General features: G+C 69.7%; 1 protein-coding gene. It reads right to left on the reverse strand.

Annotation, left to right across the window (positions count from 1 at the left end):
* Nucleotides 1–1,601, reverse strand: a 1,601-nt coding sequence (locus A5714_RS05605) for an MCE family protein (RefSeq protein WP_231975799.1), incomplete at its 3' end; no start/stop codon positions are given.
* Nucleotides 1,602–1,730 lie beyond the last annotated feature (129 nt).

A 1,730-nucleotide genomic window follows, 5' to 3' on the forward strand; every position in this document is an offset into this window, starting at 1 on the left:
TTCTTCTGCATGCTTGCCGTCGTCTGATCGACGAAGACCAACACGGCGGCCCGGTCGGGATGCAGGTCGGCGTCGGCTGGGCCGGGCGCCGGCGCGGCGGCGGGCGGCGCGGACAGCTCCCCCGGCGCGGGCAGGTCCAGGGGTGCGATGGGCGGCAGGTCGGCCGACATCGGCGACATGGGCGCCAGGCGGGGCCCCGACGACGGCACCGGCGGAACGGCGGCTCCGATCGTCCCCGGTGGCGGATTCTCGCCGCGCGGCCCCGCCGGTGTGCCGCGGGGCACCGCCCCCGGCGGCAACGGTGTTCCCTCGATGGGCGCAAAGATCCTGTCGTTGGCCGTGATTCGATCGTCGGGCGGAACGCCCTGGGCGAGCAGGTTCGGGTCCAGCGGGTAGGGACCCAGGGTGTGTTGGCGCATCGCCAGCGGCATGAACGGCTTGTCGCTGTTGCAGATTTCGACGGTGGGGGCGCGCTTACCGGGGTGCCCCATGCACGGATAGTTGCGGGCACCGCGGACCGCGATCGGCGAATCCTGGGGAAGCTTGCAGTACAACCCGTCCGGGGTGTCGATGTCGCTGAGGTCGTCCGGGGACCGCCACGTGTTGGGCGGCATGAAGCCGACCGTGCAGATGGGCGGGTCGTCGACCGTCGCCGCGAAATCGCCGTAAGCCCGGCCATCGGGGTGGTTTTCCCCCGTCGCCGCCTGCTCGATCGCGACCGCCGACGGCAGCAACACCAGCAGCTGCTCGATCGAGGGGTGGTAGGTGATGCCGATCTGCCCGATGGTGGTCAGGTTGGCCAGCAGCACCGGCAAGGTCGGCTTGATCTGGTCGAGGAGGCGCGAGGCCTCGTTCGCGGCGTCGGGGCCCTTTTCCAGGATGGTGCGGAAATGGGAGTCGTTGTCCACCAGCGTGTCCGAGATGCCCGAGAAGCTGCGCGCCCACTTCCGGATCGAATCGGTGGTGCGCGCCTGGGTGTCGAGCAGCGGGCCGGTGTCCTCGGTGAGCGCCCGGGTGCGGTCGACGACGCCGTTGGCGTCGCGAGACAGCGTCTTGGTGGAATCGATCAGCGAGCCCAGGTCGTAACCGGAACCGTTGAAGCCCTGGAAGGATTCGTCGAGCAGCTGGCCGAGTTTGGCCTTCGGGATGCTTTGCACCAACGCGTTGACCTGGTCGAGCATCGGCCCGACGGGTTGCGGAATCGTGGTGTCCCGCACGGCGATCACCGAGCCGTCGTGCAGATAGGGGGGCGAGTCCGTCTTCGGCCGCAAGTCCACGTACTGCTCGCCCACCGCGGAGACGCTGAGCACCTCGGCCGTCAGGTCCGCGGGCACCTTGGGTGAATTGCTCAGCGAGAGCGTCGCTTTGGCGCCGGTCGGTGTCAATCCCACCGAGGTGACCTTGCCGATCTCGACCCCTCGGTAGGTCACGTTGGAGAACCGGTACAGCCCGCCGGTGGCCGGCAGCTCCAGCGTCACCGTCATGCGGCCGATGCCGAGCAGCGTCGGCGCCTGGATGTAGAAGAGCACCATCGCGACGATGCCGAGGAAACCGACGATCGAAAAGATCGCCAGCTGAATCCGAACGAAGCGTGTCAGCATCTATCCACCCGCTCCCGGGCCGGGCGCCTCCGCGGGCGCCGGCGATTGACCAAGTCCCGCATCCAGCGGGGCCGGACCCGGCGGCGGGCCGGGCAACGGCGCGGCGGGCGGCGGGCCGCGGCGAGGTGC

The organism is Mycobacterium sp. E2462 (genome assembly GCF_001672685.1).
In the GTDB taxonomy this organism is placed as follows: domain Bacteria; phylum Actinomycetota; class Actinomycetes; order Mycobacteriales; family Mycobacteriaceae; genus Mycobacterium.